The sequence below is a fragment of the Gaiella sp. genome, assembly GCF_035710885.1.
GTDB lineage: Bacteria > Actinomycetota > Thermoleophilia > Gaiellales > Gaiellaceae > Gaiella.
Genome location: NZ_DASTCS010000054.1, coordinates 104,540 through 118,489, shown reverse-complemented (window position 1 = coordinate 118,489; position 13,950 = coordinate 104,540). Strand labels below are relative to the sequence as shown.

Annotated in this window: 11 protein-coding genes and 1 pseudogene; 4 read left to right on the top strand and 8 right to left on the bottom strand. The window is 71.3% G+C overall.

Going from position 1 to position 13,950, the window contains the following annotated elements; all coding sequences use genetic code 11:
• The 3 genes and pseudogenes from VFO26_RS13710 to VFO26_RS13700 form a co-directional block, all read left to right on the top strand.
• Positions 1-210: pseudogene (locus VFO26_RS13710) on the top strand (hypothetical protein); the annotation flags it as partial.
• Positions 207-857, top strand: coding sequence for a class I SAM-dependent methyltransferase (locus VFO26_RS13705; protein WP_325115590.1), 651 nt, complete (start codon positions 207-209; stop codon positions 855-857). The pseudogene VFO26_RS13710 and the gene VFO26_RS13705, both read left to right, overlap by 4 nt.
• On the top strand, positions 854-1,801 hold the full coding sequence (locus VFO26_RS13700) for a glycosyltransferase family 2 protein (protein WP_325115589.1): 948 nt from the start codon (positions 854-856) through the stop codon (positions 1,799-1,801). Before VFO26_RS13705 ends, VFO26_RS13700 begins: the two co-directional genes overlap by 4 nt.
• A gap of 3 nt (positions 1,802-1,804) precedes the next feature.
• On the opposite strand, the gene VFO26_RS13695 is transcribed toward VFO26_RS13700, so the two are convergent.
• Genes VFO26_RS13695 through VFO26_RS13660 form a run of 8 tightly spaced genes read right to left on the bottom strand, consistent with a single transcriptional unit; the run spans position 1,805 to position 11,787 of the window.
• Entirely contained in the window at positions 1,805-3,691 is a 1,887-nt protein-coding gene (locus tag VFO26_RS13695; RefSeq protein WP_325115588.1) for a hypothetical protein, read from the bottom strand.
• The gene (locus VFO26_RS13690) at positions 3,688-4,860 is read right to left on the bottom strand and encodes a mandelate racemase/muconate lactonizing enzyme family protein (RefSeq protein WP_325115586.1); all 1,173 of its coding nucleotides are present in this window, start codon (positions 4,858-4,860) and stop codon (positions 3,688-3,690) included. The genes VFO26_RS13695 and VFO26_RS13690 overlap by 4 nt, the downstream gene beginning before the upstream one ends.
• Positions 4,857-6,290, bottom strand: a complete 1,434-nt coding sequence (locus VFO26_RS13685; RefSeq protein WP_325115585.1) for a hypothetical protein — start codon at positions 6,288-6,290, stop codon at positions 4,857-4,859. The genes VFO26_RS13690 and VFO26_RS13685 overlap by 4 nt, the downstream gene beginning before the upstream one ends.
• A gap of 57 nt (positions 6,291-6,347) precedes the next feature.
• Positions 6,348-7,106: an acylneuraminate cytidylyltransferase family protein gene (locus VFO26_RS13680; RefSeq protein ID WP_325115584.1), complete on the bottom strand. Its 759-nt coding sequence runs from the start codon at positions 7,104-7,106 to the stop codon at positions 6,348-6,350.
• The gene (locus VFO26_RS13675; protein ID WP_325115583.1) at positions 7,103-8,578 is read right to left on the bottom strand and encodes a DUF2079 domain-containing protein; all 1,476 of its coding nucleotides are present in this window, start codon (positions 8,576-8,578) and stop codon (positions 7,103-7,105) included. Before VFO26_RS13675 ends, VFO26_RS13680 begins: the two co-directional genes overlap by 4 nt.
• 20 nt (positions 8,579-8,598) lie before the next feature.
• On the bottom strand, positions 8,599-9,504 hold the full coding sequence (locus VFO26_RS13670) for a 2-dehydropantoate 2-reductase (protein WP_325115582.1): 906 nt from the start codon (positions 9,502-9,504) through the stop codon (positions 8,599-8,601).
• Between the two features lie 40 nt (positions 9,505-9,544).
• Positions 9,545-10,972 carry an aldehyde dehydrogenase family protein gene (locus tag VFO26_RS13665; RefSeq protein ID WP_325115581.1) on the bottom strand — a complete coding sequence of 476 codons (1,428 nt, stop codon included), beginning with the start codon at positions 10,970-10,972 and terminating at the stop codon, positions 9,545-9,547.
• Positions 10,969-11,787 carry an SDR family oxidoreductase gene (locus VFO26_RS13660; protein ID WP_325115580.1) on the bottom strand — a complete coding sequence of 273 codons (819 nt, stop codon included), beginning with the start codon at positions 11,785-11,787 and terminating at the stop codon, positions 10,969-10,971. The genes VFO26_RS13665 and VFO26_RS13660 overlap by 4 nt, the downstream gene beginning before the upstream one ends.
• 78 nt (positions 11,788-11,865) lie before the next feature.
• Here VFO26_RS13660 and VFO26_RS13655 point away from each other — a divergent pair, with 78 nt between their 5' ends.
• The gene (locus VFO26_RS13655) at positions 11,866-13,902 is read left to right on the top strand and encodes a hypothetical protein (RefSeq protein ID WP_325115579.1); all 2,037 of its coding nucleotides are present in this window, start codon (positions 11,866-11,868) and stop codon (positions 13,900-13,902) included.
• The last annotated feature ends 48 nt before the right edge of the window (positions 13,903-13,950 follow it).

Sequence of the window (13,950 nt, the reverse complement as noted above, 5' to 3'; positions counted from 1 at the left end):
GCCGGCCTCGTCACACTCACCGCGATCTTCCTCAGCTGGGCACTCGACGGCTTCGGCGCGCTCGCCCACGAATACGCCACCGCGATCGGCTTCACCCTCCTCGCCCTCGGCACCCAGGTCATGCTCGGCTCCTTCTTCGTCGGCCTGCTGACGATGCGCACGGGCGAACCGTCGCGCGCGAGAGTCGTCGAGCGGGTCCCCGTCCCGTGAGTGGCTACGTGCCGCTCAACGAGCGGCCCCAGGGCGGCCATGCGCGGCTGCTCGCGCTGGCGCTCGCCGACGGCCCGGGACGGGTACTCGACGTTGGATGCTCGTCGGGCTACCTCGCCCGCCCCCTCGTCGACGCCGGTGCCCGCGTCGTCGGGGTCGAGCTCGACCCGGCCGCGGCCGAGCAAGCGCGATCTGTCTGCGAGGAGGTCGTCGTCGGCGACGTCGAGTCGCTCGACCTTCCGCTCGAGCCTGCGTCGTTCGACGTGGTGCTCTGCGGAGACGTGGTCGAGCACCTGCGCGACCCGGGCGCCGCGCTCGCCCGCCTCCGGCCGCTGCTGCGTCCGGGCGGGCGCCTCGTGCTCACGACGCCGAACGTCGCCAACTGGGCGATGCGCCTGTCGCTCCTCGCGGGGAGGTGGCGCTACACGGAGCGGGGCATCCTCGACCGCACGCACACGCACCTCTTCACCCGCAAGACGCTCGTCGAGACGGTCACGGACGCCGGGTACCGCGTGGTCGAGCTCGACCACACCTCGCCGGTCCCGCTCGTCGGCACGCCGCGGATGGAGCGCGTCGCTCACGCGGTCGCGTCGCTGCGGCCCTCGCTGTTCGCGTACCAGCTCCTCCTCGCAGCGACCCCCCGGTGATCTCGGTCGTCATTCCCGTCAAGGACGGCGGCGCGGATCTCGGCCGCTGCCTCGCGGGGATCGCCGCACAGCAGGTCGAGGAGGAGATCGAGGTCGTGGTCGTAGACTCCGGCTCGACCGACGGCTCTCCCGACCTGGCCCGAGCTGCCGGAGCCGTCGTGCACGAGATCCCGCCGGAGGAGTTCGGCCATGGACGCACGCGAAACCTCGGCGTGAGCCTCGCCCGAGGCGACCTCGTCGCGTTCACCTCGCAGGACGCCATCGCCCACGACGAGCGCTGGCTCGCCCGCCTGGCGATCGCCGCCCGCTCCGGTCCCGACGTGGCCGGCGCGTACGGCCGCCAGCTCCCCCACCCCGATGCCCGGCCACCGGAGCGGTTCTTCCTCGACTTCCTCTACGGCCCAACGGCGCGCGTCCAGCGCCTCGACGCGGGCGAGGAGCTGACGTTCGAGGCGACCCTCTTCTCCAACGTCAACGCGGCGGTCCAACGCCCTCTGCTCGAGCGCTACCCGTTTCGCGACGACCTGACGATGAGCGAGGACCAGGAGTGGTCGCGCCGCGTCCTCCGGGACGGGTACTCGCTCATGTACGAGCCGCTGGCGGCGGTGCGCCACTCGCACGCGTACACGATCGCCTCGGCTTTCCGTCGGTTCTTCGACTCCGGCGTCTCGGCCGAGCACGCATACGTCGAGGGGGACGCCTCGCGCGCGGCGCTCCGACGCGCCGGGTCGCGCTACGCCCGTGAGGAGCTGGCATGGCTGTTGCGCACGGGCCGGGGGCGCTGGATTCCGTACGCGGCCGTGTACGAGCTCGGCAAGTTCGCAGGCCTCCAGCTGGGACTGCGCCACGACCGCCTGCCACGCTGGCTCGTCTCGAGGCTGAGCGGGCTCCCGCTGCGCGAGAACGCTCCTATGACTCACGGGCCCGATATGCACGCGGACTGAGCGTCAGCGCGACTCGGGCAGCCGAACGACGACGACTCCCTCGTTCGCGAGAACGGTTGTTCCGTTGAGCGTCGCCACAAGATCGGGCGTGCACTCGGGGTCCGCGACGGCGTAACGCACGCCGAGGCGCGCCGCCACCATCGCTCCCGCGGGCCTGCCCGCGAGGATCGTGGCCGCCTGGCGCGCGAGCGGCAGCCTGTCGACAAAGCCGACCTGTCGTTCGCTGAAGGCGGGAAGCGTCGGCCGGCGCAGGAGATACGGAGCCGCGAAGTGGAGGCACCCATCGCTGACGATTCGCTCCGAATCCGGGAGCACGCCGCGGTCGAGCTGTTCCCGAAACGACGTGAGGCCCGAGACCCCGGCGGTGCGTGGCACGGACTCCAGGACGCGCTCCGGCAGCCGGAGCCCAACCGAAGTACGTTCGACGTAGAGGAACACGAGGACGAAGGCCGCGATCCAAGCCGCGCTGGCTTTCCGCCGCAGAAACGCAGTCCCGATCAGGAGCACCAGCCCGACACCGAGGTAGTAGACGACGCGCTGGTAGTCAAACGCCACATGCACTCTCCAAAGCTGACTGACCGCGACGCAGGCGAGCGTGAGCGAGGCGACCGCAAGTAGGGCGGGGTCGCGGCGCAGCTGCCGAGACGTGAGCACGAGCGCGACCGCAACGAGCGAGACGACTAGGAACGGCACGCCGAAGTAGTGCTCGAGCGATGCGCGGTCGAGCCACTCCGGATCGAGGAAGCGGTAGTTCACGGGCCTTCCCAACGCACGGCCCTGGAGCCAGAGGTGACCAACGACCCCGGCACCAAGGACGCACGCGATCCCGACAGCCGACGCGACCGGCCGCAAGATTCCGTTGCTCCACCAACCACGGAGCGCGGCTCGCGGCTCGCCCCGACCTCCGACGAGCCGGACGGTCAAATCCACCAGTGGCGCAACGACGACCATCACGCCGACGACGATCGCGCTGGTCGAGTGCGCGGCCGCGACGCCGAGCAGCCCCATGCCCAGGACGAGGATGTGCCGCCGACCGCGCGCTCCGCGAAAGAGCAGCCCGAGCGACAGGACGACGAGTGGCACGAAGACCATCGCGAGCGTCGTCCCGAGACCATGCCAGTACGCCGGATCGAGCCGGATCGGAGCGACGGCGTACGCGGCTGCTGCGACGAGGCCCGCGCCGGCGCCCCACAGCGCCGCCGCCGATGCGTAGACGCTCAGCACGGTCAACGCGGAGATGACGACGATCCCGATCGTCAGCGACCACGACGAGATGCCGTCGAGAAGGAGGAAGCTGCCGTAGAGCGCGCCCACCGCGGGCGGGTCGGCGAAGATCCGGCCTTCCTCGCCGGCGAACGGATCGTCGATGAGTAGGTGACCCTGCGCCGCGACCTCGTCGGCGTAGAGGAGGTAGTGGCCCCAATCCGAGCGCGGCTGGAACGGATAGGCCTTGTCCCAGGACGAGGCGAGCGCGAACACGACAATGGCCGCGAGCGCGAGCAGCGTGAGAAGTTCGCGTCGGTTCGAAACTGCCCGATCGTCTCGTCGCGTCGCTCCGCGCGTGACGGACACGACGGTCAGCGGAATGACGAAGGCAGCCACCACGAGGGGGATCGAGACGTCGTCGAGCGGGACACCGAGGATCGAAGCGGTCGTGAGCAGCGCCGCGAACGACGCAAGGCCCAGGGCAGGCGCGACCGTGACACGCACCGAGAGGTGGCCGAGCTCGTCCGGCAGGTAGGGGAGGAGGGCGAGCCCACAGGCACCGACGAGCAGCGGCGTCGCGCCGAGGTACGAGTCGCCGACAAGGGCCCGCACGGAAGGAACGAGAACGACGAGCGCGAACGCCGCGACCGCGGCGCCGGGCCGCGGACTCGGGGCGAGCTTCATGTCGGCAGAAGATGCTCGCGCAGCACGTCCTCGCGGACGTCGCAGCCCCAGCCGGGCCCGGACGGCACGGCGAGCTCCCCATCCACGATCTCCGGGATCGCCGTCGTCAGCTCCTCGCGCCAGGGGACGTCATCGACGTCCACCTCGAGCAGCCGCACGTTCGGGATCGCGGCGCACCACTGCGCTGCGATGAAGGTGGCCAGATGGCTGTAGTAGTTGTGCGGCGCGCACGCCACCTCGTGGGTGTCGGCGAGCGCCGCGATCTTGAGCGACTGCGCGAACCCGTTCCAGATCACGTCCACGGAGGCGACGTCCATCGCGCCCGCCTCGAAGTACGGCCGGAAGCCCCGCAGCGTGTAGAGGTTCTCGCCGGAGCAGAGCGGGATCGGCGAGCGCCGCCGCGCGTGGGCGAGCGCCGCGGGATCGTACGAGTCGACCTCGAGCCAGGCGAGGCCGAACGGCTCGAGCGTCCGCGCGACCCGGACGATCCCCTCGGTCGTGAGGTTGAAGTTGAGGTCGACGATGGGCAGCGCCTTTCCGCCCGTCCCCTCGCGGAACGCTTCGAGCAGCCGGGTCAGGGCGTCGAGCAGCTCCGGCGTCGGGTTGCGGTCGGTTCCGCCGTCGCGTCCGAAGCCGGGCATGAGGACACGCGGCTCGTCCCCCGGGACGACGATGTTCGTCTTGAAGGCCGTGTAGCCCCGCCCGACGACCTCGCGTCCGAGCGCTGCGACGGCGTCGTACGAGTCGAGCTTGGGTGTCCCCGTCGCCTCCCAGGCGCGTGCCCTGGTCGTACCGCAGTGCGACCAGTAGAGCGGGATCGTTTCCCTGGTCGGGCCCCCGAACAGCTCCGCGACCGACACGCCGAGCGCCTTGCCTTTGAGGTCGAGCAGCGCGTTCTCGATCCCGCCGATCGCTTTCTGAACGATCGAGCCGGGGCTCTGTCGCGTCCGCCGGTAGAGGTCCCAGTGGATCGCCTCGAACGCGCTCGGATCGCGGCCCACGACCAGCGACGCCAGGTCGGAGACGACGCCGGCCAGCCCGGTAGGCGATCCGTGCGAGTCGGTCACCTCCGACCAGCCGACGAGGCCGTCGTCAGTCGTCGCCTTGACGAAGAGCCACGGTCGCCAGCCGGCGTCGCAGGACAGCGTCTCGAGCGCGGCGAGCCTCACGGGCGAAGACGATACGGCACATCGCGGGCATCACCGGGTCGCCCCGACTGCACCACGGTTTCCCGCCGAAACTGCGCGAGGCACCCGACAGCGGCGAGCGACACCGCGGCAGCCGTACCGACCGCCTGGGGCTTCCTCAACCCGCTGAGCGCATCGAGCCAGATCGGATGCCTCACCCACATCTGCTCCCGCAGGCAGTCGTAATAGGCCGTAGTCGGCGGCGGTCCACCTCCGGGGCAGACGGACGTCTCGTGGAAGAAGAAGAAATCGCCCACGACGTCGGCGTGCCAGAGGAACCCGATGTGCGGCAGCGCAACCAGAAGGACAACGGCAGTCACAGCGACCAGTCCTGCTTCCGGAGCCAGGACGCGACTGATCATCGGCGTCAGCGTGTCACCGAACGCGGCGAGGGAGAGCAGCAGGATCGGGAACACCCACGGCAGGCTGAGGCGTGGCCCCCAGGCCCACCAGCCAAAGGGAGCCCACCATGCGGCGAGCCCGGCGACGAGGCCTCCGATGATCGCCGCCAGCGCGAGCGAGACCCACGCATCGCTCCACGCCGCCTCCTGTCGGAGCGCACGCGCCACCGGGGACACCAGCAGAAGCGCGACGAGGAACGACGCAAGCGGCCAGAAGAACAGAATGCCGCCGTTCGGGGCGACGAACAGCCCGGCCGCGATCTCGAAGAACCATTCGACGGTCGCGGTCCGTAGGGCCGGATCGAGGTAGTACGCGTTCCTCGGTGTCCCGAACCGGAGCAGGTTCAGGGCGGAGCCCGCGCCGACCGCGAGGGCGATCCCGCCCACGAGGAGGATCACGTGCCGGCGGATCGGCTCGCCGGTTCGCCTCCGCGCGAGCAGCAGCGCGACGAGCCCCAACGCGACGACGAAGGGGTATCCGGTCTCCTTGGTCAATCCCGCCCCGAACGCGGCGAGCCCGACGAGCACAGGACGGGCACGGAGGAGCCCCGCGGCGACCAGCAGCGTCAGCAGGCCGGCCGCGAGCATCTCCCCCCACGTGGCGCTGCCGTACGCGAGAGCCGGGCCGGTTACGACGACGAGCAGAAACCCCCACCGCCACTCTGCATAGCTCAGCCGCCGGAGGACGATCCAGGCGGCGCCTACGGAGGCCACGACACCGACGCTGCTCAGAGTCGTGAGGACGCGGTCCCGACCCTCCGTCGACGGGCCCGCCGCATCCGCGACGAGATCGGGGAGGTACTGCATGATCGGCCAGGGGCCGATCGGCGTTGCCTGCTCGCACGAGACGAGGTCGAAGTCGGTCAGGCAGCGCCTGAGCGCCTCCGTCCCGGCCATGAGCTGGCCGCTGTCTCCGCCGACGACTGTCTCCGCGAGCCAGGCGAGGACGATCCCTGCGAGCCCCAGGCCGACGGCGGTCTTCGGCCACTGTTCGGCGAGTGACCGGCGCATGTCTCGCGGCTCGGCAGCCGCGCGGTCACTCACGCGAATCGGCCCGCTGGGCGAGCTTCACGGCTCGCCAGGGTAAGGCTCGCGGTTGACGGAGACGAGTGACGCGCGCCCCTCGGAGACGAGCTCCTCGGCGCGCGCGAAGTCATCCTCCTCGTCGATGTTGAGGCCCTCGTAGCCTTCCGTGAGGTACGGCGCGAGCATGCGGCCCTCACGCGTGCCGGTGGCTGCCACGACGCGCGTCCACGCGATCTCGAGCGCGCTGTTCTGGACGTACACGGGCGGGAGCGCCTGGTACTGGCCCGCATGCCACGCGACGTCGAGGTGCGACTGGTCGAGGAGCGGCCGCATCAGGCGCCCGAGCTCGTCCAGCACCCACATCTTTCCGGGGTGCTGCTTGACGCGCTCCACCGCCCGGATCGAGTCCGCTTCGGGAGTCGCCAGCAGCTGCGCCAGCCCTCGTCGGATGACGTCGGGACCTCTGAACGGGTTGGTGGCCCGCACGACTGCGAACAGGTCGAAGTGCTCCTCGAGGCGGGGCAGCGTCCAGGCGATCCACTCGATGTCGGGCGAGGTCGAGGTCGCGTACTCGGCCGGGCGGAGGAAGGGCACCTCGGCCCCGTACCAGCGGGCGACCTGTGCGATCCGCTCGCTGTCGGTCGAGACGACGATGCGCTCGAAGACATCGGACTGGCGCGCGGTCTCGATGGCGTAGGCGAGCAACGGGTGGCCGGCGAGGCGTCGGACGTTCTTCCCCGGGACCCGCTCCGAGCCGGCGCGCGCGCCTATCAGCGCCACCGCGCTCGGCGTGGGGCTCATGCCCCCGGCTCCTTGCGGTAGAGGATCGTGCCGCCGCGCCGCCCGACCTCGCGAAAGCCGCGTCGCTCGATCTCGGCCGCGACCTGCCCGACGGTCGGTGAGCCCCAGAACTTCATCCCCGGGTCGAAGACGACGTACTCGAGCTCCCGGGCGAGCTGCTCCCGATCGACGCCGTCTTTCACACCCACGCGAACGGGCAGCATCGGCTCCGGGAGGACGAAGAGGCGCTTGCGCTCGGCAAGGTGGGCGAGTGCGTGCATCGGGGCGGACACGCTCGCTCCCTCGGGGATCGCGTCGAGCACCGCCCTTCGGTCGTCGCGCCTCGGCCACTCGAACCGAATCTGTCGGACTATCGCGCTGCCCCACTGGAGCGAGAGCACCGTGAGCAGGACTCCGGCAGCGGCCCCCCAGCGCAGCCATGTGGCCGTGCCCGGCGTCCGAACGCGTCCGGCCCCGACCGCTCCGGCTGCCGCGACGGCGGCGGCCGCGACGATCCAGTAGTGGTAGGAGATCGTGTGCTGGAGGTCGTAGGCCGAGAGGAGGTTGAGCGCGGCCGCGGGGACGGCGACGAGGAGCCTACGCGGGGCGAGAAGGCAGAGCCCGCCCGTCGTGAGCACGAGCATCAGGAGAATGCCCACGTCGTTCGGCGTGAGCGCGCGGTCGACGGCACTGAACGGGTGGACGAGGCTGTAGCGCACGACGTCGGCGAACGAGTCCCCCCGGTCACCCGCGAAGCGCGGCCCGAACTCCTGGTCGGCCGCGGTGCCGAACGCCGGGAGCACGACGTAGACGGCGAACGCCGAGTATGCCGCGGCGCCGAGGGCGAGCGCGCCGCCGAGGCGCCGCCGCCCTTCCCAGAGCAGCACGAGCCCGAGCGCGGCATAGGTGAGCCCGACATCCTCCTTCATCGAGCACGCGACGACCGCCGTGAGGACGAACCAGACGTAGCGATCACGGGCGACGGCGAGGCAGCCCCCGACCAGCAGCACGGGGACGAGCGCCTCCGGGTGGAAGTCGTGCAGCGCGGGCCGCAGGACGACGGGCGAGGCGCACCAGAGGAGGGCGGGGACCGCCGCCACCCATCCGCGCGCACCGTGCGCGCGGGCCAGAAGAAGGAGCAGCGGCGCAGTCGCGGCAAGCGCGAGCGTCTGCACGACGAGGATGCCGGGCGCGCCCACCCCGAGCGTCCCGAGCGGGGCGAAGAGCGCGATGCCGGGCTCGACGTGGTCGCCGAGCAGCGTCCGGAGGTTGATCGTGTTGAAGGGCTCGTGGAAGTTGCCGAGCAGCCAGATGTACTGGGAGAAGATCCCGTGGTCGAAGTCCGAGGCGAACGACTCGTAGCGGAGGAGGGCGAGGATGCCCACGACGAGCGCGTACGCCGCTGAGACGCCGAGCACCACGCGGGTGACGACGCGCTCGGAGCTCCAACTCCCGGTGGCGGGCTCGGGCTCGAGGGAAGCCCGCCGTTTCATCGTGCGGACGGTGGCCGACGTCATGCGGCCTGGCTGGACCGCGCCCACGCATCGGCCATCAGGGCTTCGAGCACGGGCGTCGGGATCCCGAGCCGGCGGCCGGCCCGTACGACGGCGCCGGCGATGGCGTCGAGCTCGGTCGGTCGGCCCGCCGCCGCATCCCGTGCCGTGGACGTGGTCAGGTCGTGCGGCAAGGACTCGATGATCGCCCATTGACCGGCGGGATCGAGTTGGACGCCGTCCGCCGCCGCGACAGAGCACGCCTCCTCGAGGGCGGCGCGCAGCCGCACCCGCCACGTGCTTTCGTCCCGCAGCGTGCCCACGGGCCTGCCCGAGGCGAGCGTCGCCGCGGAGAGCACCGCGAGCCGTGCCGCTTTCTCCCACAGGACGGCACGCTCGTCCCCGGCCACGACGACGTCGATGCCCGAGACGCGCAGCGGGCCGAGTGCGGCCTCGAGCCGCGCGCGCCCGCCGTCACGCGACGCCGCCGTGATGAGGGCGGCACCAACCGTGCGCTGCACGACGACCCCCGGCTCGGGCGAGTACGCCTCGACCCGCCCGATGCTCCCGGCGGCGACCACGGTGTCCCGTGCGTCGAGGCGCTCTCGGATCAGCTCGACGTGCTCGAGCCCGTTGAGGAGCGGGAGGATCACAGCGCCTTCGACGGCTTCGAGGGCGATCCGGCCGAGCGCCTCTTCGAGGGCGTAGGCCTTGACCGCGACGACGAGCAGCGAGACCGGCTGCTCGAGGCGCTCGACGGCCTCCGGGCGGACGACGGAGGACTCGTCGCCGTGCTTCAGCTTCAGGCCACGGCCGCGGACGACGTCGACGCTTCGCTCGGTTCCGACGCAGAGAGCGCGCGTGCGCGCGGCAACCATTCCGCCGATCCCGCCGAGCCCGAGGACGGCGACCGGCGTCGTGCTCACGCCGGGGCCCGCGGAGGGTCATGGGGGCCCGACGTCCCGCTCACGCCAGCGCCGGGTCGACGACGAGGTTCACGTACCGGGTCTCCGAGTAGACGTCGAGCGCCTCGACGCCCGCCTCCTTCCACCCCGTCCCCGACTGCTTGACGCCGCCGAAGCCCATGTGCGGCTCGCTGCCGTGCGTCCCCGCGTTGACCACGACGACGCCGGCTGCGACCCGCTCGGCGAACCGCATCGCCCGGTGGATGCTCGCCGTGTGGATCGCGGCCGTGAGCCCGTAGGGCGAGTCGTCGACGAGCGCAACGGCGGCGTCGAGGCCCGATACCCGATACAGCGCCGCCACCGGGCCGAAGAGCTCCTCGCAGGAGAGCGCTGCATTCGGCGCCACGCCCTCGACCAGGGTGGGCGCGACGTGCCACCCACGGTCGCCCACCCGCGTCCCACCGGCGATCACGGTGGCGCCGCCCGCCCGGGCGGCCTCCACCGCACCGAGGATCCGCTCCATGCTCCGCTCGCTGATCACCGGGCCGATGCCGTCGAGCCGCTCGAGGGCGGCGAGCAGCCGCTCGCGAAACTCGCGGTAGACGGCGTCGAAGACGACGATCCTGCTCGCCGCGGCGCAGCGCTGCCCCGCGTTCGAGAACGCCGAGGCGAGCGTCCATTCGACCGCACGACCGAGGTCGGCGTCGTCGCAGACGACGAGCGCGTTCTTGCCACCCAGCTCCATCACGGTCTTCGCAAGCCGACGGCCGGCCGCCTCGGCGACCAGGCGGCCCGTGGCGGCGGAGCCCGTGAAGCTGACGAGATCGACGTGCGGATCGTCGACGAGCGGCATCGCGGCTTCCGGCCCGAACCCCTGCAGCACGTTGAGCACGCCTGGCGGCAGCCCGGCCTCGAGGCAGAGCCTGCCGAGCCACCACGCCGAGAGCGGGGCATGCTCGGAGGGCTTCAGCACCGAGCCGTTGCCGCAGAAGATCGCGGGAAAGGCCTTCCAGGCGACGTTCGGCAGGGGGGTGTTGAACGAGATCAGGAGCGCTGCGACTCCGGCGGGGCGGCGGAGCGTGAGGACGGTCCGGTGCGGCATCGACGCGGTGGTCGTGCGCCCGTACGAGCGGCGCCCCTCCCCCGCCACGAAGAAGCCCATCTCGACCGCCGCATCGGTCTCGCCCCGGGCGACCTCGAGCGGCTTGCCCGTCTCCGCCGCGACGAGCGCGCTCGCCTCCTCGCGCCGCTTGCGGAGGAGCTCCGCGATCGCGCGGACGATGTCTCCCCGCTCGACCGCCGTCCGCTCCGCCCACTCCTCCTGGGCGGAACGGGCCGCGGCGACCGCGGCGGCAGCATCATCGGCGTCCGAGCGAGCGACCCTGCAGAGCGGCGCGCCGTCCTCCGGTCGCGTCTTGTCGAGCCACCTCCCGCCTGCTGCCGGCCGCTCCTCGCCGTCGACGAGGTTCGGCACCTCCGCAGGGATCACCAGGCCGACCAGCCGCCGTCGACCACGAGGTTCGCGCCGGTGACGTACGACGACGCATCCGAGGCGAGGAAGACCACGGCGCCGACGGCCTCCGAGACGTCCATCAGCCGGCCGAGCGGCGAGCGGGCGGCGAAGGCCTCGACGAAGGGCGCCGGCTGCCCGTTCTCGATGCCGTGCGGCGTCAGCGTGTTGACACGGACGCCGCTACGGCCCCAGTACGTCGCCAGGTAGCGCGTGAGATTCGGGAGGGCCGACTTGGAGACCGAGTACGCGACCGGCTTGAAGAACGTCTCGCCGGCCGTACGGCGGAAGTCGTAGAGAGCCTGGTCGGGCGAGAGGAGCCCGTAGACCGAGCCGACGTTGACGATCGACCCACGTCCCTCGCGGGCCATCGCGCCGCCGATCACCTGACAAGGGAGAACCACGCCGACCACGTTGACGTGCACCACCCGCTCTAGCGCCTCGAGCGGCACGTCCTCGAACGGTCCGACCTCGGCGGCGGGAGCGTCAGGCGGCGAGTCGAGCGCGGCCGCGTTGACGAGCAGGTGCGGGACGCCCCAGTCGACCTCGACGAGCGCCAACGCGGCCTCGACCTGGCCTCGATCGGTCACGTCGCACTCGTGGACGCGGATGGTGCCGTCGTCGAGGCCGGTGCGGAGCCCTGCGGCGCCCGGGCGAGGCTCGGTGTCGACGTCGAGGATCCCCACGCGCATGCCCCGCGCGGCGAGCGACACCGAGAGTTCCGCCCCCAGCTGCCCCATCCCGCCGGTGACGACGGCGACGCGCCCGGAGAGCTCGAAGAGCGGGTCGGTCACGGCGCCGATCGTACTCGCCGCCAACCTCCCATCGCCGTAGTCTCCCGGAGCGTCGGACCCCACCGGAGGGGCAGAGACATGGGCCTGCTTTCTGGAGGGCTACTCGTTCTCGCGATCGCGATGCTCGCCGCGACCGGGATGGCGGCCGCGTTCACGTTGCTGATCGGATCGCTCGCCGAGAGCCTGCTCGCCGCATACGTCATCGCGTGGGCCTGGCTCGTTGCATCACTGACGGCGCTCTCACTCGTGGGGGGAGTCTCGGCGCCGGGCCTCTGGGTCGTCCTGATTGCCGGCGTTGCATGCTCGGGGACGGCGTGGTACGTCGCCGGTCGACCGAGGCTCGCGCTGAAACCATCCGTCGTGGGTCTCGGTGAGGCCATCCGGGTCGGCCCCGTGGCGGTGCTCGCCGTCTCAGTCGCCCTCGGCGTCGCATATACCCTCGTCGCCGGCATCGGGGTCGCGCCGAACGACGGCGACGCGCTCGCATACCACCTCCCGCGCGCCCTTCTGTGGAAACAGCAGGAGTCCGTCGGGTGGATCCCGGACGCAACCGACTCGAGACTGAACGTCATGCCTCCGGTCGCCGAAATGGGACAGCTGGCGACGATGCTCGTGTCGGATCGTGACCGCTTCGTCGCGGTGGGACAGCTCGCGGCGCTGTTCGCGACGGCAGGGGCCATTGCGCTGCTCGCCCGCAGGCTCGGGAGCGACACGCGCGGCGCGGTGTTCGGAGCGCTGCTGTTCGTCTCGCTCCCTGTCGTGATCCTTCAGGCGGCGAGTGCGCTCAACGACCTCGTCGTGTGCTCCTTCCTCGCCTGCACCGCGGCGCTCCTCCTCTCGAATAGCCGGGCGGCGGTCGCCGTCGGTGCGCTTTCGACGGCTCTTGCCGTGGGTACCAAGGTGACCGCCGTGTTCGGCCTTCCCTGGATCGCTCTCGTCGTCCTGACGTCGATGCGCCAAGGCCGTCTGCGTTCCATCGCGGCACTGGTCGGAGGCGCGCTGCTCGGAAGCGGGTGGTACTGGATGAACCTCTGGCACACGGGGCACCTCGATGGGGGGTACGGCTCGGAGAGCGGACAAAGGCCGGACGGGATGGGCGTCGTCGCGACCACGCTGCGCCAACTCGGTCTCGATCTCCTGGATCGGAGCGGGGTGAACGGGCGAGACGTCTCGGTCTACGGAATCGCAGCGCTCGTGCTGGCGGCTGCGGCGATTCTCCTGCGCGCACGCGGCAAGCCTTGGCTGGCGTTGCTCCTGGGAGCCGTACTCGTGGCCGTCGTTCCCGTGGTGCTCGCACCCGTCGGGAGCTTGCTGCTCCAGGGATGGCAGGAGGCCTGGACAGCGCTGGGAGACGCCGAGCTCGCCGTCCAACCGCCGACCGAGTTCGAGCTCTCCGTTCTGGCGGACGCGACGGAGTCGTGGTACGGGCCGGTGCTCGTCGTGTGCCTGGTCCTCACTCCTGTCGCTCTGCTCTGGCGGAGCCGGCATCGATCTCACCGCCGCCTGCTGACGGCCCTCTCAGCGGCTCCGATAGTTTCGCTCGTCGCCCTGGCTGCGCTCCTCACCTACGATCCGTTCAGAGGTCGTTTCCTGATGTTTGCGGTCGCGCTCGCCGCGGCCGGTTGGGGCTCGCTTCTGCGCTGGCCCGCAGTCGCCTGGGGTCTGACGGGGTTGGCGATGGTGACGGCCGGCATGTCCATCGCGATGTCGATGGGGAAGCCATCGGGCCTCGTGCTCTTCGAGGACGACCCGGGTCCGGTCAGCCGGGACTCCATCTGGGGGCGAACGAGAGCTGCTCAGCAGGGTCAGCTCCGGCCAGGAGGCGATGAAATCGACGTCGTGGGCTTCGTCGAGACCGCCGTACCCGAGAGCGCGTCGATCGCGCTCGCCCTGCGCCCCAACGACTACCTGTCCCCGTTCTTCGGCGCGGGACTCGGCCGGCAGGTCGTGCTCATCCAGAGGGAGCGCAGCGAGGGCCTCGCGGGCGCCGCCTGGCTCGTGACCGCACCCCGGACCGGCGCCGGCGAGTGTCCCGACGACTGGCGCGAAGAGTTCGGGGTCGGCGACTGGAAGGTGTTGAGGCGCGTCGCCAACGGATCGTGCCAGGTGAGGTAGCCAGGAACCCACCCCACGGGAGGCGCCGGGGCCAAGAGCCCTTCAGCA

Excerpts from the sequence above, each read along its gene's own strand:
- VFO26_RS13695 (WP_325115588.1), bottom strand. The coding sequence starts at position 3,691 with ATGAAGCTCGCCCCGAGTCCGCGGCCCGGCGCCGCGGTCGCGGCGTTC.
- VFO26_RS13685 (WP_325115585.1), bottom strand. The coding sequence starts at position 6,290 with ATGCGCCGGTCACTCGCCGAACAGTGGCCGAAGACCGCCGTCGGCCTG.
- VFO26_RS13680 (WP_325115584.1), bottom strand. The coding sequence starts at position 7,106 with ATGAGCCCCACGCCGAGCGCGGTGGCGCTGATAGGCGCGCGCGCCGGC.
- VFO26_RS13675 (WP_325115583.1), bottom strand. The coding sequence starts at position 8,578 with ATGAAACGGCGGGCTTCCCTCGAGCCCGAGCCCGCCACCGGGAGTTGG.
- VFO26_RS13655 (WP_325115579.1), top strand. The coding sequence starts at position 11,866 with ATGGGCCTGCTTTCTGGAGGGCTACTCGTTCTCGCGATCGCGATGCTC.